Genomic DNA, 18,616 nt, shown 5'->3' with positions numbered 1-18,616 from the left:
GTCCGATGATACGACTGGAAGTCATGTCGACACCGTCATTCACACCAGCCGCCGGGGACCCGAAGTACACCAAGTACTACGACACCGTCGTAGCTCTGATGACCCGCGAGGGCCGCTGGCGCTCGGCCGCCATCGACCGGCTGGGGCTGCAGCCCGGTCACCTTGTGGTCGATATCGGTTGTGGCACAGGGTCATTGGCGATCAGGATCAAGCGGGCGCAAACGGCCGCGCGGGTAGTTGGGGTGGATCCCGACCCGCAGATCCTCGCCATCGCGCAGGACAAGGTGCGCAAGGCCGGCGTCGACGTCGAATTCGTGTCCGGCATGGGCGATCAGGCCGCCGAACTCGTCGGACCCGGCAGCGCCGATCGGGTGGTGTCCAGCCTGGTGCTGCACCAGTGCCCGGTGCCGATGAAAAAGGCCATCATCGCGAACATGTTCGCGATGCTGCGACCCGGCGGCGAACTGGTGATCGCCGACTACGGGTGGCAGCGCAGCGCGCTGATGCGGTTGCTGTTCCGGGGCGTGCAACGCGTCGACGGCAAGGCCGACACCCAACCCAACGCCGACGGCATCCTGCCGCAGCTGATCGAGCAGGCGGGCTTCGCCGACGTCGCCGAAGTGCAGGTGATCCGCACCGTGACGGGATCGCTGTCGATTTACCACGCGCGCCGCGACGGCTAGCCCCGGGGTCCGGTCAATTGCCCGGTTTCGCTACTCAAATGGGCCGAAATGGGTAAAGATCGACTTAGCTGAACGCATGCGGGGGTGTGGTTCATGCGCTGTCCCGTCATCCCGCGAAAGGACCTCACCCATGAAATCGATCCTGCGAATCGTCGCTCCCGCCCTGGCGGCCCTCGCCACCGGCGCCGTGCTGGGTGCCCCGGCGGCAGCGGCCGACCCCAACAGCTTCCTGGACGAGCTGCAGACCAACAACGTCCACCTGCCCGGCAAGACACCGGCCCAGACCGTCGCTGCGGGCAACCAGGCGTGCAGCGATCTGCGCGGCGGCGCCTCGGTACTGGATGAGATGACCAAGGTCGAACAGAAGTACGGCTTCAGTCAGGGCACCCTGTTCGTCAGTGCGGCGACGACCAACCTGTGCCCCGACTTCGCCTCGCACTGAGCCCGGCCAACGGCAACCGGTCCTCATGCGCACGACCTGTTTTCGCAAGGTAGCCGTCACGCTCTGGATAGTGGCGCTGGTATGTACCGCCGGCTGCAACAAGGGCGGCACCAGCACACCGGCCAGTGGTTCGAGTTCGGGCTCGGGTTCGAGCTCGGGTTCCCGGCCCAGCGGCGGCAAGCCCGGCGCCGGCGGACCGTTGTTCGACGGTAACCAGCCCTTCACCAACAACATCAGCGGCGTCACAGTATCGGGACGAAGTGCCGCGATCATCGAGGCGCTGAATGGCATGGGGGGGTGGGGCAACGACAACAACTTCCAGATCGACTTCTCCATTCCGCTGTTCTTCGCCGATCGCAGCACCCCGCGCGTAGCGGTCGTCGGCGACGAGAACTACTGCGACGGCGGCCCGGACTGTGACAAGGTTCCGGCCAAGATGCCGGTGCCGGACAACGCCCACTTCGAGGGTTCGCCGAACATGTCCTGTGACGTGACGGGCAACACCGACGGCCAGAGCGACTGCCATCTGCTGGTCGCCGAACGGGACGAGCACAAGCTGTACGAGGTCTACCTGGGCAGCAAGAACGGCGACTCGATCACCGCGCACGCCTTCTTCGTGTGGGACCTGAAGAAGAAGTACCCGGAAACGCTGCGCGGCGACCAGTGCACCAGCGCCGACGCCGCCGGCTTCCCGATAGCCGCGTTGCTGCCCACCGCGGACGAAGTCGCCGCGGGCGCGGTCAACCATCCGCTGCGGTTCATCCTGCCCAATCCCCGGATGAAGGCGAAAGTCTACGTTCGTCCCGCGACGCACGCCGGCGGCCCGGACAGCGAAGACCCGAACGCTCCGCCGTACGGGGTGCGGTTCCGGTTGAAGGCGAACTTCGACGAGTCGCCGTTCTCGGCCTCGGAGAAGGTGATCATCAAGGCGCTCAAGACTTACGGCATGCTGCTGTCCGACGGCGGTCAGATTCCGCTGACCTTCGCCGACGACTCGAACAGCACCGCCAAGTGGGCCAACCTCGGGATCACCGACCAGTCCTTCAGCAAGATCGGGGTGGACAACTTCGAGGTGGTGGAATTGGGTCAGGAAGTTCCGCTCACCTATGACTGTGTGCGTAATCCCTGAGCTGAGACGAGTACGGGAATACTCAGTCGCGGCCGGTGTTGCGGCCGCACGCTGATGTGGTGTCCGATGATCTGGGCGGGATCAGGATCGCCACCGCGGCAGCCGGAAAAACACGCGCCAGCGGGCAATTCGCCGCCGAAGCGGTGTGCCTGCAGACCGCCGCGCAATTCGGTGACGGTTCGACCGCGGTCCGGCTGCGGGAACTCGAGACCATCGTGGAAGGGTCCCGGGTCGGCACTGCGGCCCGCTTCGCCGGTGCGCTAGCCACCGGCAATGGAACCGAATTATCATCGGTAGCACAGGAATTCGAGGCGATGGGTGATCTGGTCGCGGCGCTGGACGCGGCGGCACACGCGGCGCTGGCCTACCGGCGCCAGGATTTGCGCGGTTCGGCGCTGGGATGTTCGATGCGAGCCGAGGCGTTGGCCCAGCGGTGTGGTGGCGCGTCCACACCCGCGCTGCGGCAAGCCAGCATGCGTGTTCCGTTCACGCGGCGGGAGCACGAAATCGTGACCCTGCTGGGCGAGGGTTTTTCTAGTCGCGTGGTTGCCGAACGCCTGACCTTGTCGGTGCGCACCGTCGAAGGTCATATCTACCGGGCGATGGCGAAGACCGGTGTGTCAACCCGCGAAGAACTTGCGGCGCTACTGGTGCACCGATGAGCTTCGCCGCAGCTACTGCTCGTCGAGATACGCGTCGGCCCAGGCGCCGATGATGCGACCGGCCCGGCGGGCCTGCCCACGGGCGGTGAGCAGGTGATCGGAGCCCTCCAGCGAGACGAAGCTGCGCGGATGGCGCGCCAGGCGGAAGATCTCGCTGGCGTTTTCGATGTCGACAGTGTTGTCGGTGGGCGAGTGCAGGATCAGTAGCGGCATGCGCAGGCTGCTGATCTTGTCGTGCAGGTGAGCTGCGCGGACATCCTCGACGAAGTCACGCTTCAACGTGAGCGTCCGCCCGCCGACCAGCCACTCGGCGCTGCCCTCCGACAGGCAACGGTCCACCACGGCGTCGTAATGCTTCTCGACATGACTCGGGTCGACGGGTGCCGCGACCGTGACGACCGACCGCACACCCGGTGCCTGCGCGGCCGCTGCCAGTACCGCGGCACCGCCCCAGGAGTGCCCCACCAGGATGTCGGCCGGGGTTCCGCGGTCAGCCATGAACTGGCATGCCCGGACGATGTCGTCCACCTTGACGGTGAACGAGCCGTCGCCCCAATCTCCTTCTGAGCCACTCAGTCCCAGCGCGTCGAAGCGCAGCATGCCTATCCCGTCGGCGGCCAGCTGCTTACAGATCCGCGCCGCGGCCGGGGACTCCTTGCCGAGGGTGAAGCCGTGCGAGAACACCCCCCAGCCGCGTACTTCCTGATCCGGCTCGTCGATGATTCCGGCGAGGTTCGGCCCGGTCGAACTCGCGAACGTGACGCGTTCGCCCACCGTCAGACCCGACCCGGGATCGGCCGAAACGGCAGTTCCTCGACGTCGTCGCCGATGATCAGCGCGGCTCCCGGCGGAACTTCCCGCCACATGCCGGGCAGCTCGGTCAGCGGCTCGGAAACCACCACCCGGGCGTCGTCGCCGAAGTGTGCCAGCCGCTCGCTGTCCGGATAGAGCATGCGTACCGACTCCGGATCTTCGCTGACGAACAGCGTGTTGACCTCGCCCGCGCTGGCGTAGCGGACCGCATACAGTCGCGTTCCGTCGCTCACCCCCACCGTCATCTGCAGCGCCGGCTCGTCCACGCCGGCTGCGGTGGCGGCGTCCTCGACGAATCCCGCCATCCGGGCGATGCCGCCGAGCGGATCCTCGGTGAGGCCGAAGGTGAGAGCCAGGTGGAACATCAACTCTGAATCCGTTGAGCCGCCGATATTTTCGAACAGGTCGGGGCGGACGGCCAGCAGCAGCTCCCGACGCAGCCGCTGATAGCCGCCGACATGACCGTTGTGCACGAACAGCCAGTTGCGGTAGCGGAACGGGTGACAGTTGGTCTGCTGCACCGGCGTCCCGGTACCTGCCCGCACGTGCGCCAGGAAAAGCCGGGTGCGGATCTCGGTGGCCAGTTCCAGCAGATTGTCGTCGCCCCACGCCGGGGTGATGCTGCGAAACAGCGCCGGCTCCGGACGGTGTTCGTACCAGCCCAGCCCGGTGCCGTCCCCGTTGGGAATCTCCATGTTCGGCGCATTCCGGCGACTCTGCTCGATCAGCGACCGCTCCGGGTCGTGCAGCAACTCCCGGGGCGCGATCGGCTCACCCAGGTAAGCGACCCACCGGCACATCCGACCTCCCTACCGCGTCTCGCGGATAACTCTATGCACGAAAGCCAGCTTGCCGACCACCGCGGGGGCAATCTCGAACGGGTACAGCGGATTCTTGCCCAGCGGTGTTCACCCGATTCAGGCACAGCGACAACCACTTCCAATCCTCCAGCATCCGCAACCCGAACTCGGTCCGGCAGTCCGGGCAGTGTCGGGATTCGAAGGCGGCGTAGCTGCGGCAGGTCGGGCAGGCGAATGCGAGCATCCCGCTGTTAGGCGGACTTGACGGAGTCGGTCGCGAAGAACCCGTGTAGGGCGGTGGCGAGCTGGGCGCGAATGGGCGCACCGGAGACCACCATGTCGACCATGGACAGCGACAGGTGCGTGTGGCCGCGGGCCCGGATGAGCTCGGTGGGAACGCCTGCTGCGGCGAGCGCTTCGGCGTACGCGACGCCCTCGTCGCACAGCGGGTCGAAATCCGCCACGACGACCACAGCCGGCGGCAACCCCGACAGATGGGCCGCGCGCAACGGTGCGATCCGCGGGTCGTCCCGTACCTGCGGGTCGGCGTAGCAGTCGAAGAACCACCGCATCATCGCGGCGGTGAGACCGTAACCGTCGGCGTTCTCCAGATAGGAGGCGCGGGTCTGATCGGAGTCGGTCACGGGGGTCAACAACACCTGCCCGACGATCGCCGGGCCGGCTGCGTCACGGGCGAGTTGACTTACCACGGCCGCGATCCCGGCGCCCGCGCTCCATCCGCTCACCACGAGCTGCCCGGGAATGCCGCCGAGTTCGGCGGCGTGCTCGGCGACCCATTGCGCTGCGGCCCAACCGTCCTCGAGCGCGGCCGGAAATCGGTGCTCCGGCGCGTGTCGGTAGTCCACCGAGACGATCAGCGTTTCGCTGCGCACACACAGATCACGGCACAGCGGGTCGTCGGAAACGGAGTCGCCCAGAACCCAGCCGCCGCCGTGGAAATAGACGACGACGGGGTGCGGACCCGGGCTGGCCGGTCGGTAGAGGCGGTAATTGAGGATGCCCCCCGCGCCGGGCAGGGTTCCGTCGACGATCTCGCCGACTTCGGGGCCGGGCGGGCGGGCGAGGTTCATCTCGTCGAGGAAGGCACGCGCCTGCTCGGGCGGCAACGACTCCAGCGGCGGCGGATTCAACAGCGCCATCTGCTCGAGCACCATCTGAACGTCGGGCTGCAGACGGCGCACCACGCCGTCGTTGCACTGCACACCGGCGCTGCCGGATAACCGGAAACCCAGGTAGTCCCGGGCCACCACCTCGTCGCACGCCGCGCGGTAGAAGTCCACTCCGGCGGCGTAGGCCATGAAGGTGCGTGGCTTGCCCGGCACGTTGGCCCCTACGTACCACGAGTTACCTTGGGGGAACAGCGTTATCGATGCCGCGTCGTCCGAATGCTGCATCCATCCGGCCTCGGCCAGCGCAGTGGGTTCGATCTGGTTCAGCTCGTGCTCGCGCAGATACTGCAGGACGTCGGCGACGAAGTCGACGTGCTGCTCGATCGACACCGCCATGTTCGACAGCACCGACGGGCTGTGCGGGCCGGCGATGAGGAAGAGGTTCGGAAATCCCTCGGTGGTCAGGCCCAGATACGTCGACGGACCGTGCGCCCACTTGTCTGTCAGGGTGAGGCCGCCGCGACCCACCATGTCGATCGCCGCAACCGCGCCGGTGATGGCGTCGAACCCGGTGGCGAAGACGATCGCGTCGGGCTCGAAAGTTTCGGTGGCCGTGTCGATTCCGGTCTCGGTGAGGCCGATTATCGGCTGGTCGCGCAGGTTCACCAACCGCACGTGCGGCAGGTTGAAGGTGTCGTAGTAACCGGTATCCAGACACAGCCGCTTCGCGCCGACCGGATAACTGGTGGGGCACAGCGCATCCGCTGTCTGCGGATCACGCACGATGCCGCGGATCTTGTCGCGGATGAACTCGGCGAATTCCGCGTTGGCCAGCGGATTGCTCATCAGGTCGGCATAGAGGTTGAGGACTTCGAGCAGTTCTCCTCGCTGCCAAGCACTTTCGTACCGCTGCCGCCGCTCCTCGGCGGACACCGAGAACGCCGGGGTGATGGTGCGTTCGGCCGGTACCCCGCCGAAGGAGTATTTCGCGGCGTTGCGGTACGCCTCGTCGTCGGCCAGTTGGGCGAGCTTCTCCGGCGCAATCGGACCATTGTGGGCCGGGATGGAAAAGCACGGCGTGCGCTGGAAGACGGTCAGCTGTGCGGCCTGGGCGGCGATGAGCGGGATCGACTGGATGCCAGAGGATCCGGTGCCGACCACGCCGACCCGTTTGCCGGTGAAGTCGACGGGTTCGTGCGGCCAGCGACCGGTGAAATAGACCTGCCCGGTGAAGTTCTCGACCCCCTCGATGTCGAGGTCCTTCGGTACCGACAGGCAACCGGTCGCCAGCACCAGGTAGCGACAGGTGATCTGCTCGCCGCGGTCGGTGCCCACCCGGTAGATACCGGAGTCGTTGTCCCAGTGCGCGTGGGTGACCCGGGTGCCGAACTGCATGTCCCGGCGCAGGTCGTGTTTGTCCGCCACGTGGTTGAGGTAGCGCAGGATCTCGGGCTGGGTGGCGTACTTCTCCGACCACTGCCAGTCACGCGACCAGTCCGGATCGAAGCTGAACATGTAGTCGACGCTGGGGATGTCGACGCGGGCGCCGGGGTACCGGTTCCAGAACCAGGTGCCACCGATGTCGTCACCGGCTTCGATGATGCGCATCGAATGGCCCGCACGGCCCAGCCGGTACGCGCAGTACAGGCCCGCGAAGCCGGCGCCGACGACGATGACATCCACATCGGTGTGGCGTACATCACTCATACGCCTATCATCGCTGCTCGCGCGCCATTTGTTTAGGGGTCTTCTCAGCGGCCCCTGCCGACGATGCCGGTTTCCCGTGCCGCGGCCAGCCAGTCGGGGAACTCAGTCATGACCTTGTCGTAGAACGCTGCGTCGCTCAGCGTCGTCACCTGCTCGACGGCGAAGAACCCCGCGTTGTCGATCTCGCGGCCGGTCAACTCGTCCAGTTTGTGCAGGAACGGGAAGTCGCGTTCGCGGCCGATCGCCATGAACTGGATGAACATCGGCAAACCGGAAGCGCGCAGCACGGCGTCCGTGGCGCTTTTGCGGTCGCTGTTGCCGCCGTCGGTGATGAAGGCGACGTAGGTGGGCAGTGTGGCGCCACGTCGCAGACCGGCGGCGATCTGTTCGATGGGCGGCGCGTACTTGGTCATGCCCCAGATGCCTTTGCGGTTGATGGCGCGGTCGGTCCAGCCCTCGCGGTTGGCCAGAGTGACCGGCTCGCCCTCGTGCACCCGGTGATCGAAGAGGATGGTGTCCACGGTGCCGTTGTCGTCGAACAGCAGGGCCATGGCCAGGAACCGGTCGATGAGTTCCTGGTAGCTGCCGTTGCTGAACAGCGGGCGTGACGAACCGGAGACGTCGAGCACCAAGATGACCTCGGCACGTTCGCCGAGGAAGCCGCGCTTCTCCAGCGAGACGCTGGCGGCGTCGAACTTCTTGAGCAGCACCGGCGACTTCTCCGATACCGTCTTGCGCAGGTTGATCTGCCGCTGCTTGTTCATATCGATGGTCGGTGCGGGTGGCGGCGGCTGGGAAGGTTCGTCGTCGACGGAGATGCCGAACGTCGTCGCGATGCCGGCCAGCCCCGAGTCGAAGCCCTGCCCGACGGCGCGGAACTTCCAAGCGCCCTGCCGGCGGTACAGCTCGCCGAAGATCAGCCCGGTTTCGGTGGTCAGCCCCGAGATGGAGTAGCTCGCTACCGGCTCCCCGCCGGAGGACACCTTGATCGACAGCCCGGGCAGCTGCGCGAAGGTCTGACGCTTGGCGGCGGCGTCGTGGATGGACGCCACGAACGCGACACGGTCGATGCCGGCCGGGACGGCGGCGGTGTTGACGACGAGGCGGTCGCCGCCGGTCGGGATCGAACCGGCGTGCCGAACCGACCCGTCGCGCGAGGCGGGCTGGTTGTAGAAGATGAGGTCGGCGTCGTCGCGCACTTTGCCCGCGGTGGTCAGCAGCAGAGCGCTGGCGTCGGCGTCGACGCCGGCCACGGCCTGCCAGCTGACCTCGACGACAAGTTCGGCGGTGGGCACTGGCGCGTTGGCGCCCTTGGTCAGCTCGGCCATGAACCCTCCGATTCGTCCGATCGTGGCTACAGCGTAGATGGGCCGAGCCCCGTCATCCCGTCGGCGTTGACTCTGCGGCTGTGCCGACGAAGTGCTTGTCGACGCTGCCCTCAGCGCAGCGTCAACGGCAAGCCGGAGTATCCGAACACCTTCGCCAGCTGGCGCACGGCAGCGCACCGCCCGTTGACGGTCAGCGCTCCGGTGGCGACCAACTCCGGAAATCGGGCCGGATTCATCGCCGCCGCAAGTGTTTCCGCCGATCCGACCAGCGTGACGTCCGGTTCGTCCGGTGCGGCGTCTACGACGGCGTGCTCGTCGATGTGCAGCGTGGTGGATCCCTCAGGCGTGACCAGTTGCAACACCAGATCGACCCCGGGCCGTTCGTCCCGCGCGTAGGCCCGCACCGCCCTGGCGAGCCATTGAGGGCGGACCAGGTCTTCTGGGTTGCGTGTCTCCAAAAGCCCACGGCCCCAACGTGCGAACGCGTTGATGACGTCCTCGAGTGCGCGACCCGCGTCGGTCAGTTCGTAGACCTTGGCCGCCGCGGGTGGCGGTAGGGTGCGGCGCGAAACCAAGCCGTTCTTCTCCAACTCGCGCAGCCGCGCGGCCAGCATGTCCGTAGCGATCGGTGCCAATGCGTGCAGCAGATCGACGTAGCGGCGGGGGCCGTCGAGCAGCTCGCGCACCACCAGCAACGTCCAGCGGTCTCCGACCATGTCCAGGCTTTTCGCCAGCGCGCAGTGCTGACCATATGACTTCGCCGCCACGGAACGATCCTACAGTAGCTTCAAATATCCAAGTTGGTACTTGGAAATTCCAAGTATGCGGGTGTAGCGTCGACCGCGTGAGCCGACCCACTGCTGCCGATGGCAACCCGAAAACCGGCCTGATCGACGTCGACGCACGCCCGGCGCTGGACCACCTGCTCGACATCCGCATCGAGTTCGATCCGGTGCAGATCTTTTCCACACCGGTCGGCACCCGGTTCACCTATGTGGTCAAGCACGGACGATGTGAAGGTCCCCGGATCGCCGGTGACATCCTGCCCGGCGGCGGTGACTGGATCCTGTTCGGCACCGACCGCATCGCACGCCTGGACGTCCGCGCCACCCTGCGCACCGATGACGGCGCGTATGTCCACATGACCAACACCGGCAGGGTGGAGATGGATCGCGAGACCGCCGGACGATTCACCAGCGGCGAATTCATCCGCCACGACCAGATGATCGCCCGCTCGAGCCCGTTGTTCGACACTGACGATGACCGCTACCGCTGGATCAACGCGATACACACCGTGGCGATCAATGAAGTGTCGCTTTCGGAAGTCCGCTACCGGGTTTTCGCGGTCCGATGAACCGGCTGCACGATCTGTACAGCCGTTACCTGGCCGCCTGGTCCGCCCGCGACGCCGACGCGATAGTGGCGCTTCATGCGAGCGATACGACGTTCTGGTTGCGCCACGGCCGTCGTCCGGTGACGGGGACCGCTGCCGTTCGCGACGCGTTCGCCGCGATGTTCGCCGTGTTGCCCCAGTTCGAATTCGACGTCCACCGCACGGAATTCGGTTCCAGCCATTGGGTTTTGGACTGGACGCTGAAGTGTGTGCTGCCTGATGGCGCCGGGGGAGGACGGGACGTGAGCTGGGACTGCATGGACCTGGTGACGGTGACGGACCACTGGCAGGTGCTGCGCAAAGACACCTTCGTCGACGGGGTCGCGTTCGAGCAGGCACTGACCCCGGTGACGCGGAGGCGGCCGACGTAGCGTCACCGTCGCTCGGCCCCGGTGGTGAGAATTCAACTGCCGACCAAGACACCTGGTCGAATGTTCGATACTGTGCGGCTACTCGACTGAGTTAGGTGAAGGGCGCCTCATGGTTGAAACGGGCTCGACCGACCGCAGCGTGAACCGTCGCAGATTCCTCACCGCGTCAAGCGCATTGGGCGTCGGTGCGGCACTCGGAGGTGCCGCCGCGTGGCCGGCTTTCGGCGACCCAGCCGCGTCGGGACCAGATTGCGGCGGCCCCAACGATGGCGGCGAACTCTATGCCGCCGTCAAGGATGCGCAACCCGGTGCCAAGACCCTGGCACTGGTCGACTTCCCCACCGCCAACAAGGACCGGGCGTACGGGTACGCGATCAAGACGGGAGCGAAAGGTCCGTGGGACTGGTTGTGTATCCCGCTGATTCGGGTTTCCGGCATCGAATGCGAGAAGTGCTGGAAGGGTCAGATGCTCAACCTGTGGCCCTACGCCGCAGCGTGGGTCAACAACGCACAGAGCAAACTCGCCGGCACCGACTGGGCTCTCGGCATCAACTCCGGGGACCCGCAGGCGCGGACTCAGAACCAGATGCACATCCACGTGACCAAACTGCAGAAGAATGTGCGCGACCAGATCAACGCCGCGGAGAAGAACAAGGTGCCCGTCGCCCAGAGTTTCGGCGACTGGCCGAAGAAGACGATCGAGCTCAACGGTCGACTGTTCCGGTGGGTGCATGTGAAGAATCTGGACCAACCGATCTTCGAGGAAGCCTTCAAAACGGTCGCACAGGGCCAGGCCGGTGAGATGAAGCATCAGTGCATCGCCGTCACCACGGCGGCATCCGGCGGGTTCTACATCATCAACAGCCAGGGACAGCTCAGCACGCAGGGGCATCACCCGTTCGGCATCAAGACCATCGACGGTCTGTTGTATCGCCAGTAGCTCCAGGAGTACGGCCGGGCAGCCGTCACCAGAGATAGGTTGAGAGCATGAGTGCTGCCGGCATCGTCCTCGTAGCGCTCGCGATCGCCGTCGGAATCATCGGCATCGTGGTGCCGCTATTACCGGGCACGCTGCTGGTGTTCGTCGCGATCGTGGTGTGGGCCGTCGTCGAGGACAACATCACCGCCTGGGTGACGCTGGGCGTGGTGGCCGCGTTGCTCGGTGCTGCTCTATTGATCAAATACGCCTGGCCCGTGAAGCGGATGCGGGCGGCCGACGTGCGCACGCTGAGTCTGGTGGCGGGCGCGGTGGGGGGCATCATCGGTTTCTTCGCGATCCCGGTGGTCGGCCTGGTGATCGGCTTCGTGCTGGGTGTCTACGTGGCCGAGTTGGCCGTCCGCGGAGACCAGCGATTGGCATGGACTTCGACGAAGCACGCCGTGAAAGGTGTCGCATTATCGATGGGCGTCGAGCTGGCTGCCGCACTGTTCGCCACCGTCGCGTGGGTGATCGGGGTGTTTCTCACGCAGTAAGCGCTTGCCGCCTTCACCTTCTTGCCAGGAAAAGTCGGCGGGACCGCCTTAACGAAGCGCGACAGTCGACGGCTTTGCCGAGCGGGCTCGACGCAAACAGCTCGACCTGCACAAACCAAGTGTACAGCCTCACTGGTTGGTATTACATGCATGAAATTCAGTTCCATTTGGTTTTAGTTGACCAAAAACAACTGACGGCACCTTTCACTTGTTGATGAGGCGATGACAACAAGTTGAATTGGCGTTACCGGGGCGCCGATGCAGCTGCGCGGCGGCAGCGCGGGCCGCAGCAGGCGACGACGAGGGCTGGAAGACGACGGGAAGGGTACGGAACTGTCCGCACCCCGGCGGCGACCAAAACGTCGACATCAGGGCGACGCGGGTTTCTGCCGATCCGGTCGGCAATCTCGGGTGTGCAGATCAGCCACAACTCGCTCATGTTCTCCGTCGTAACCAAGTCGAACCCCAGGACACCCGCGGCGAAGTCGCGGACGGCCCAATGTGTCAGTACCGCGGTCACGGTGACGTTTCTCGGCGGCGGCTTGCGCCTCCCGCGAGCAACGCCGGCCCTGCTGGATTAGCCAGTTCGGCAGGTTCTCGGCCGCGGGGAATTCCGCAACCGTGGTGCCGGAAAGGACCGCCGTACCCCGGTGTAATTTCCGGTCGGCCGTCCATCGGTTCCTGGCAGAGAAGGAGCCTGGGTGCGGCCATCAGTTCGCTCCCCATCCTTGCCCGCCGCGGGCGTTCCAGGTCGCGTTGAGGCGGTTTTCGAGCTCGCCGGAGCCATGCCGGCGTTTTCGATCACGACGGCCGGCGCATTGCGGCTTGCTGGCGCCCTGATTGCCGGCCGGCGCAGCGGCGCCAACAGGACGCGCGTTGGCGCCGGCCGCGGCCGGATTAAGGTCGCCCGGAACGAACGTGTTCGGCCACCCCCCGGCGCCTGCTGGCGAAGGGTTTCCTCCGCAATCTCGATTTGCTGTTCCCTGCTGGCGAGGTCGGCCCGCTCGGCGAACCGCTTGCCGCCCATCGATTCCCAGGTGAATTGCGTGAATTGCAGGCCGCCGAAGTAGCCGTTTCTGGTGTTCATCGCCAGTTGCCGCCGGACTCTTTCGCCGCGATCGCGTCCCAGTTCACCCCCGCCTTACCTCTCGCGCTGGCAGCCGCGCGTCCGCCACCCCCGTCAAGACGTATTGCGGGCGCAAGGGTCCGGGACGCCCTCGCGGCTGCTGATCCCGATGGCGTGGTCGACGCCGAGATCGTGACCGAGGGCGCTCAACAGACCGATGCCTATCCGGACGACACCAGTCACCGACGATTCGCCGCCAGGCGAGCCGTTGGGCGGCAGTTTCGATCCGTTCGGTACAGGTGATTCGCCGCCCGACGAACTGTTGCCGCTCAATGAGGCCGTGATCCGCGCGGCTGCGATGAACAGCATGGCGACGGTGGGGCATGCAAAGCTGCACCGACCGCAGCGAGCGTTGCCGCCTGGCCGATCAGGATGAGTCGCAAATCTTTAGTTGTGAGACGACGTTCAGTTGTCGCAATGCCGACCGAAAAATCCTGCTCGGCATGTCCCACAAGTTGAAGCAAAAGTATGTGTTCGAAAAACGGTATTTTGCGACTTATGAGACAATGGGACGATGACCGCACCCACCGCTACCGGCACCACGCTTGGCTATGTTCGCGTATCGACCGGACATCAGGCACTAGACGCTCAAGTCGATGCGCTGACATCCGAAGGTATTGCAGCAGAGCGTATTTACCGCGACAAACTGACTGGTATGTCCACCCGCGAGCGACGCCCCGGTCTAACAGCTCTGCTCGACTACGCCCGTCCCGACGACGTGATCACCGTGGTTGGCATCGACCGATTGGGCCGCAATGCTGCCGAAGTCATGACGACAATTCGAGACCTAAACGCACGCGGAATCGTGCTGCGTTCGCTGCGCGAGGGTATCGACACATCCAACGCCACTGGGCGCATGATTGCCGGGGTGCTAGCGAGCTTGGCTGAACTGGAATTGGAGCTAGGTCGCGAGCGCCGCAGTGCAGCGCGTGAAGCACGACGCGCACGCGGCCAATCAATCGGACGCCCGAAGGCGCTCGACGAATCCAAGGCTGCGTTAGCCCGGCGCATGCACGCGGCAGGCGAACCGGTTTCAACCATCGGCAGCACGCTCGGCGTCAGTCGTGCGACGGTATACCGAGTGCTTGCGGAAACCGAAGGCGAGGCAACCGTATGACCGACCCGGAGCAGGGAATTCGTCGCCAGCGAAAGGCGTTGCTTGACGTTGAGATCAAGACGTGTCGGCGTTGTGAGGGGTTGAATCGCCCTCGCGAAACCGAGTCAGCACCTGGCTGGGGCAATTTGGATTCGCCGGTCGCTATCGTTGGGCAGAGCCTCTGTGATCAGTGCATGGAGCCTCAGGAACCGTTCTACGAGGGGAGCGGAAGTCTGCTCAACCGCAGTTTCGCCAGGGTTCCGATAAGAAAAGACAGACTCTTCATCACGAATGCGGTCCATTGCCATCCGCCCAAGAATCGTGAGTCGTACACCCACGAGATAGCGAACTGCTCGTCGTATCTATACCGCGAACTTGAGATCGTGCGCCCTAGCTTAGTTATTGGACTAGGTGACGACGCCAGCCGCGTCTTGACGTTTCTCTACCCGACTGCGCGGACGGTGCCGTGGCCGTTTGTTGCTCCTCGCAATGTCCGGTCAAAGCTCGTGCCCCGGCTATTCTTCGCAAAGCATCCCTCTTGGATCATTCGCAAACATGACGACGCCCTCGAAGAGGAATGGGTCGACAACGTGAGCGCAGCGTTGAAGTGGGCCATCGCTAAAGGGTCGCTGCGAGGCCAGCCGCCTGCTCGCGTCGAGCCCACGTGCGGAGGCATGGTGCCGGAAGGCATTGCAACTGAGGAAGGTTCGTAATGCACGTCCGTATCCGCAACGCACGTCCCCGCGTCAACGGCAAGCCGGTTAAGCGTTTCGAAGCTACCTGGATTGAAGACGGCACCCGGCACACCGAGACGTTCGATACCCGCGAGGCCGCACAAAACAAGCTCGATGACGTGAAAACGCTTTTGTTGAAAGGTCAGTCACCGACAAAGCTGCGCGAGCTGGGATCGGCAACCTTCGCCGATGTGGCCGCGCAGTGGTTGGCTAGCCGCCACGATTTGAAGCCGCGCACCCGCGCCGAATACACAACCTGCTAGCCGACAAAACCAGAGCCCGGCGCACCAGTTCCGGTGAATCGACCGCCGATCTGTCGATTGCTTCGACGTTCGGTCACCGCCCGGTCAACGAAATCCGGCGCGCAGACGTGGCCGAGTGGGTGGGTGCGTTGATTAAGGCCGGCAAATCGGTGTCGACGGTGAGGCACCATTATTTCGTTGTGCGACAAGTGCTTTCGCAATGCGTGGCCGATGGCCGGATCATGGTCAACCCGACCGATCACGTGAGGTTGCCGACCGAACGCACCTTGTCAGGCGGCACGCCTGGTGTGGTCGATGATCCGTCGCAGTTCCTCACTGCGGCCCAAGTCTGTGCGCTAGTCGAAGCAACACCGTGGCCGTGTGCGGTGCTGGTGCATCGGGCGGCGTGGTGGGGTCTGCGTGCGGCCGAGCTAGCGGGTCTGTGCGTCGGTGACATCGCCTGGCCGGTCAACCCCAACGGCACGGTGTGGCTGGCCGTTAAGCGCACGGTGATCGACTCAGGCGGCGCACTGGTCTACGACACGACCAAGACCAAAGGTAGCGAGGGCCGGGTGCCGCTGACGGCGGCGACTGCGGACATGCTGCGCTACTACCTGGCGGGCCACCCACGCCGCGACGAGCCGACCGCGCCGTTGTTCTGTGCGGTGACGCTCAAACCGTCGAAGCCGACCGGCAAGCGCGCCAGCGATGGGGCGTTAACGGCTGCGGCCAAAGCGCAGCGCCAATCCACCGCCCTCGCGGAGTTAAGCGTCGATGAGGCTGCCGCGCGCCTGGTGCTCGACTGGTCGGGGTTGCTCCGGCATCAGTCGTTTTACAAGTCGGTGTTCCGGCCTGCGGTGCTTCGGGCGAATCGGCTGGTCGGTGACACGGTGATTCCTACAGAGATCACGTTCCATTCGTTGCGGCACACCTATGCGAGCTTGTGCGTTGCAGCCGGTATCGGAGCCGACAAGCTGAGCCGTCGTCTAGGGCACGCGAAGATCACCACGACGCTGGACGTCTATACGCATTTGTTCCCCGACGACGACGCCAGCGGCGATATGGCCGCGTTGGAAGCGATGAGCCAGCCAGCCGCGCCGAACGTGGTGCCGATGCGAAGGCGCGGTTAAAAAAGCTCGATCACCCTGCTGTCGTCAGTCAGGGTTACATACGCAATTTTGCGCCCTCGCCTACGGCCCTGTCGCTTAACCTTGCCATGCATGTTCAACGTATTAACACGTCGAACCTTGACGCTGAATGCTTTTTCGACCGCAGTTCTAATTTCAATCTTATTCGCGCTCGGCCGAACCTCTAGCTTGTACGTTCTGAAATCGATCTGTTGGAGGGATTTTTCGCTGATGACTGGTACATAGATAGTATCAGCCGGATGATATGACTTGCGGATCGGCCTTAATGGTGAATTGGGTTGGTCGGGCGGGGGCGGTTTCGGTTGGCCTGGACCACGAGGGGTCTCGTTCGGTTCCGCTGGTTGTCGGGGTTTTAGGGGATTTCTCCAGGCCTGCTCGCTCATTGCAGCCCCATTGCTGTCAAATTGTGCATTAGTCGACGTCAGGCAGTCCGGTTACCCAAATCAAGCCTGAATCCAGACAACACCAGCCCATGCGCCCAATTGAATAGCCCCTAAAATGACGGCCCAGAAATATAACATTCGCACCTTGCTGAGTGCGGTTTCGTTGGCATCGACAGCCTGGTCGTTAAAGATCGCTAGATCGTGGTAAAGCTGTCCTTCATTCTGAACTGGATTAATGTTACGTTCGATGTTTAGGTCGATGATTCTCTGAGCGCTCGCGGTGGTCGCCAACTCGACAACTCCTGGCCGCAGGAGAATGATTACGCAGATAATGGCGCCGAGCATTACAAGTGTGCCCGTCACGGACAGGCAATAGAACCAGAACCCCCGATCAGCGACGCCTTGGACTGGCTTGAGCCCCGAACCAACTAGGAAAGCCGTAGACGCGCCGATGAACGACAAGTAACTGACTAAGCGAGCCCGAACATTCGACAACTCGTTGTCTTGGTCTTGCAGTGCGCGCACCGACTCATCAAAAGCCACTTTGTACATCGTGGCCTTATCGGCAAAGTACCTAGCAGGTACCGGCGCGGTTGCGCGTGCCATCTCTCTTCCGTCCCCTGACTCACGCGACTCAGCTCCCATCGCGCTGACCTACCCATCTTTGCGGCTGTGGAAACTGCCTGGGATGTCTCACCGTTGTACCTAGGCAGGCCATATTAGATGCAGGGCTCTGATGGTGTCGACCGCGCAATGACGTGGCGAGGTCTGGGAAGTGTAAGCCCCCGTGCTGCCGTCGTGGCGGCGAGCAGGCGGCGTTTGGTGCGCTTGAAGGATGGTTAGGCCGGCAGATGGAGCACACCGGACGTCACCCCGACAATCGTCCATGTAGACCCATATGCCGAACAATAGCGAACGGCTTTGATTTCGGCGTGTCGCCACGCCCCTGGGGAGCGCCCGCGCGGAAACATGTTCCGGATTCGAAGCCGCAGCAGGGATCGTGAGCGCATCTTCGGGCGCAGCAAACGGATTTCGGGGCGCCGTGACGCACGAGGAGCGACGAGACAGCGACAACTCTCAAGTTGTAGTCGAGTATAGTCGCGACCTGCAAGGCTCTGAACTGCGCTTCGTGGAGCCGATGACGGGAATCGAACCCGCGTATTCAGCTTGGGAAGCTGATGTTCTGCCATTGAACTACATCGGCGCAGATGCCCCAGAAGGCTAGCATCGTGCGATGCCAGACACCGCGCGGGTCGAGCAATCCCGAACCATCCCGGTCACCCCTGAGCAGGCGTTCCGCGGCATCATCGAGATGGACGTCCCCACTATGTTCCGGCGGCGCTACGGGCCGATTCCGCCGATCCGCGCAGTGAGCGGACGTGACGGAAATAACTGGAGCGGCGCGCAGGGCCAGACGCGGGTGCTTGAACTCGCCGGCGGCGGCAGCATCCGCGAGACCGTCGTCGACGTCGACGAACCGCATGCGTGGCGCTACCGCATCACCGATTTCCAGGGTCCGCTGAAGACTCTGCTGACCAAGATCGACGGTGAGTTCCTGTTCGACCCCGCCGGGACCGGCACTCGAATCACGTGGCGCTACAACATGTTTCCGCGATCCCGGCTCGCAGCAATGGCGATGCCCGCCTTCGGCTGGTGCTGGCGGGGATATGCCCGGCAGATGCTCGAGGAGCTGGCCGACTGGCTCACCGACTGATGCCCCGGCGGCCTGCGCGCCGCGGCTGATGGCGGCACGAATCACCCCCGAGTAATTTGCCGGGCTAATAGTGCGATGCCCATTGCAAATTCCAAGAATGGGTCGTTTACCCTTTCGTTATCATTTGTAATCTCGTATTGTGACCTCCCGTGGGCAGGCACGCATTAGCCCGGATGTTTCGCGGGGTTGACGTGGCGGCCTGATCGGTTCGGATTGCGGTTTTCGATCTTGATTTTCGACGG

General features: G+C 64.2%; 21 protein-coding genes, 1 tRNA gene and 1 pseudogene. 13 read left to right on the top strand and 10 right to left on the bottom strand.

Translation table 11 applies throughout. The annotated features are described in order from the left end of the window. The first annotated feature begins 23 nt into the window (after window positions 1–23). The 4 genes from ACZYZ9_RS25115 to ACZYZ9_RS25100 all read left to right on the top strand — a co-directional run bounded on the left by ACZYZ9_RS25115 (window position 24) and on the right by ACZYZ9_RS25100 (window position 2,916). Window positions 24–683, top strand: coding sequence for a class I SAM-dependent methyltransferase (locus ACZYZ9_RS25115; protein ID WP_463828887.1), 660 nt, complete (start codon window positions 24–26; stop codon window positions 681–683). A gap of 130 nt (window positions 684–813) precedes the next feature. Next, window positions 814–1,125: a DUF732 domain-containing protein gene (locus ACZYZ9_RS25110; protein WP_463828886.1), complete on the top strand. Its 312-nt coding sequence runs from the start codon at window positions 814–816 to the stop codon at window positions 1,123–1,125. 70 nt (window positions 1,126–1,195) lie between these two features. Further along, a complete protein-coding gene (locus ACZYZ9_RS25105; RefSeq protein WP_463828885.1) occupies window positions 1,196–2,254 on the top strand; it encodes a hypothetical protein in 1,059 nt (352 codons plus the stop codon). Between the two features lie 59 nt (window positions 2,255–2,313). Next, window positions 2,314–2,916, top strand: a complete 603-nt coding sequence (locus tag ACZYZ9_RS25100; RefSeq protein ID WP_463828884.1) for a helix-turn-helix transcriptional regulator — start codon at window positions 2,314–2,316, stop codon at window positions 2,914–2,916. 12 nt (window positions 2,917–2,928) lie between these two features. Here the strand turns inward: ACZYZ9_RS25100 and ACZYZ9_RS25095 are convergent, their stop codons facing one another. From ACZYZ9_RS25095 to ACZYZ9_RS25070, 6 genes and pseudogenes are all read right to left on the bottom strand, one after another. Beyond that, the gene (locus tag ACZYZ9_RS25095; RefSeq protein WP_463828883.1) at window positions 2,929–3,690 is read right to left on the bottom strand and encodes an alpha/beta hydrolase family protein; all 762 of its coding nucleotides are present in this window, start codon (window positions 3,688–3,690) and stop codon (window positions 2,929–2,931) included. A 2-nt stretch (window positions 3,691–3,692) separates the two neighbouring features. Then, window positions 3,693–4,529 (bottom strand): class II glutamine amidotransferase, encoded by an 837-nt coding sequence (locus ACZYZ9_RS25090; protein WP_463828882.1) that lies wholly within the window; start codon window positions 4,527–4,529, stop codon window positions 3,693–3,695. A 9-nt stretch (window positions 4,530–4,538) separates the two neighbouring features. Then, window positions 4,539–4,686: pseudogene (locus ACZYZ9_RS25085) on the bottom strand (putative zinc-binding metallopeptidase); the annotation flags it as partial. A 94-nt stretch (window positions 4,687–4,780) separates the two neighbouring features. After that, window positions 4,781–7,366: a flavin-containing monooxygenase gene (locus tag ACZYZ9_RS25080; protein ID WP_463828881.1), complete on the bottom strand. Its 2,586-nt coding sequence runs from the start codon at window positions 7,364–7,366 to the stop codon at window positions 4,781–4,783. A gap of 44 nt (window positions 7,367–7,410) precedes the next feature. Then, window positions 7,411–8,694 carry a VWA domain-containing protein gene (locus ACZYZ9_RS25075; protein ID WP_463828880.1) on the bottom strand — a complete coding sequence of 428 codons (1,284 nt, stop codon included), beginning with the start codon at window positions 8,692–8,694 and terminating at the stop codon, window positions 7,411–7,413. A 110-nt stretch (window positions 8,695–8,804) separates the two neighbouring features. Continuing rightward, a complete protein-coding gene (locus ACZYZ9_RS25070) occupies window positions 8,805–9,461 on the bottom strand; it encodes a winged helix-turn-helix transcriptional regulator (protein ID WP_463828879.1) in 657 nt (218 codons plus the stop codon). 77 nt (window positions 9,462–9,538) lie between these two features. Between ACZYZ9_RS25070 and ACZYZ9_RS25065 the strand changes: the two genes are divergently transcribed. The 4 genes from ACZYZ9_RS25065 (at window position 9,539) to ACZYZ9_RS25050 (ending at window position 11,931) form a co-directional block, all read left to right on the top strand. Further along, window positions 9,539–10,048, top strand: a complete 510-nt coding sequence (locus ACZYZ9_RS25065; protein ID WP_463828878.1) for a DUF3237 domain-containing protein — start codon at window positions 9,539–9,541, stop codon at window positions 10,046–10,048. Then, window positions 10,045–10,458, top strand: a complete 414-nt coding sequence (locus ACZYZ9_RS25060) for a nuclear transport factor 2 family protein (RefSeq protein ID WP_463828877.1) — start codon at window positions 10,045–10,047, stop codon at window positions 10,456–10,458. The genes ACZYZ9_RS25065 and ACZYZ9_RS25060 overlap by 4 nt, the downstream gene beginning before the upstream one ends. A gap of 109 nt (window positions 10,459–10,567) precedes the next feature. After that, window positions 10,568–11,398, top strand: a complete 831-nt coding sequence (locus tag ACZYZ9_RS25055; RefSeq protein WP_463828876.1) for a CDP-diacylglycerol diphosphatase — start codon at window positions 10,568–10,570, stop codon at window positions 11,396–11,398. A gap of 47 nt (window positions 11,399–11,445) precedes the next feature. Further along, entirely contained in the window at window positions 11,446–11,931 is a 486-nt protein-coding gene (locus tag ACZYZ9_RS25050) for a DUF456 domain-containing protein (protein WP_463828875.1), read from the top strand. Between the two features lie 577 nt (window positions 11,932–12,508). On the opposite strand, the gene ACZYZ9_RS25045 is transcribed toward ACZYZ9_RS25050, so the two are convergent. Beyond that, window positions 12,509–13,018, bottom strand: a complete 510-nt coding sequence (locus tag ACZYZ9_RS25045; protein ID WP_463828874.1) for a transglycosylase family protein — start codon at window positions 13,016–13,018, stop codon at window positions 12,509–12,511. A 553-nt stretch (window positions 13,019–13,571) separates the two neighbouring features. Between ACZYZ9_RS25045 and ACZYZ9_RS25040 the strand changes: the two genes are divergently transcribed. The 4 genes from ACZYZ9_RS25040 to ACZYZ9_RS25025 all read left to right on the top strand — a co-directional run bounded on the left by ACZYZ9_RS25040 (window position 13,572) and on the right by ACZYZ9_RS25025 (window position 16,259). After that, complete coding sequence (locus tag ACZYZ9_RS25040; RefSeq protein WP_463828873.1) at window positions 13,572–14,174, top strand: recombinase family protein; 603 nt, start codon at window positions 13,572–13,574, stop codon at window positions 14,172–14,174. Beyond that, window positions 14,171–14,866: a uracil-DNA glycosylase family protein gene (locus tag ACZYZ9_RS25035; protein WP_463828872.1), complete on the top strand. Its 696-nt coding sequence runs from the start codon at window positions 14,171–14,173 to the stop codon at window positions 14,864–14,866. Before ACZYZ9_RS25040 ends, ACZYZ9_RS25035 begins: the two co-directional genes overlap by 4 nt. Beyond that, a complete protein-coding gene (locus ACZYZ9_RS25030) occupies window positions 14,866–15,150 on the top strand; it encodes a hypothetical protein (RefSeq protein WP_463828871.1) in 285 nt (94 codons plus the stop codon). The genes ACZYZ9_RS25035 and ACZYZ9_RS25030 overlap by 1 nt, the downstream gene beginning before the upstream one ends. 179 nt (window positions 15,151–15,329) lie before the next feature. Beyond that, window positions 15,330–16,259 carry a tyrosine-type recombinase/integrase gene (locus ACZYZ9_RS25025; RefSeq protein WP_463828870.1) on the top strand — a complete coding sequence of 310 codons (930 nt, stop codon included), beginning with the start codon at window positions 15,330–15,332 and terminating at the stop codon, window positions 16,257–16,259. Here ACZYZ9_RS25025 and rplW read toward each other — a convergent pair. The 3 genes from rplW to ACZYZ9_RS25010 form a co-directional block, all read right to left on the bottom strand. Then, on the bottom strand, window positions 16,256–16,660 hold the full coding sequence (gene rplW, locus ACZYZ9_RS25020) for a 50S ribosomal protein L23 (protein WP_463828869.1): 405 nt from the start codon (window positions 16,658–16,660) through the stop codon (window positions 16,256–16,258). The two genes, ACZYZ9_RS25025 and rplW, sit on opposite strands and share 4 nt — an antisense overlap. 60 nt (window positions 16,661–16,720) lie before the next feature. After that, on the bottom strand, window positions 16,721–17,266 hold the full coding sequence (locus ACZYZ9_RS25015; RefSeq protein ID WP_463828868.1) for a hypothetical protein: 546 nt from the start codon (window positions 17,264–17,266) through the stop codon (window positions 16,721–16,723). A 524-nt stretch (window positions 17,267–17,790) separates the two neighbouring features. Beyond that, a tRNA-Gly gene (locus ACZYZ9_RS25010) sits at window positions 17,791–17,864 on the bottom strand. A 30-nt stretch (window positions 17,865–17,894) separates the two neighbouring features. Here ACZYZ9_RS25010 and ACZYZ9_RS25005 point away from each other — a divergent pair. Continuing rightward, the gene (locus ACZYZ9_RS25005; protein WP_463828867.1) at window positions 17,895–18,374 is read left to right on the top strand and encodes an SRPBCC family protein; all 480 of its coding nucleotides are present in this window, start codon (window positions 17,895–17,897) and stop codon (window positions 18,372–18,374) included. Window positions 18,375–18,616: the final 242 nt, after the last annotated feature.

Source organism: Mycobacterium sp. IDUB_28, assembly GCF_055419285.1.
This window is presented reverse-complemented; position numbering and strand designations above follow the sequence as displayed.